1 pseudogene is annotated in these 286 nt (G+C 36.0%); it reads right to left on the bottom strand.

What is annotated here, in order from left to right:
- Nucleotides 1-77 precede the first annotated feature (77 nt).
- Nucleotides 78-286: pseudogene (locus tag ACFINS_RS10955) on the bottom strand (integrase); the annotation flags it as partial.

Below are 286 nucleotides of genomic sequence, written 5' to 3'. Positions count from 1 at the left end.
TCTGACTTTTTTGTGTTCACTTGAATGTATGCCTTATAAAATAAAACTCCGAAGCCTGCTTTACCATAAATGAATGTTTACTTACCTATGGGAGTAATTTTAAGTGTTCCCGCTAATTCCAGTAAAATAAGAAGAACATCTGTTTTGAATTTACTTTTCTCTTTTTTAAGCGGGAAGATATTATATTTGACGTCTTTCCAGCTAATACAGACCACATCACTACGACGCAAGCCTTTGTAAAAGAGGGCATCAATCCAGATACGTTCGTGGGTGCCATGTGACAAAT

It is taken from the genome of Bartonella sp. AA2SXKL (assembly GCF_042197205.1).
GTDB lineage: Bacteria > Pseudomonadota > Alphaproteobacteria > Rhizobiales > Rhizobiaceae > Bartonella.
This window is presented reverse-complemented; position numbering and strand designations above follow the sequence as displayed.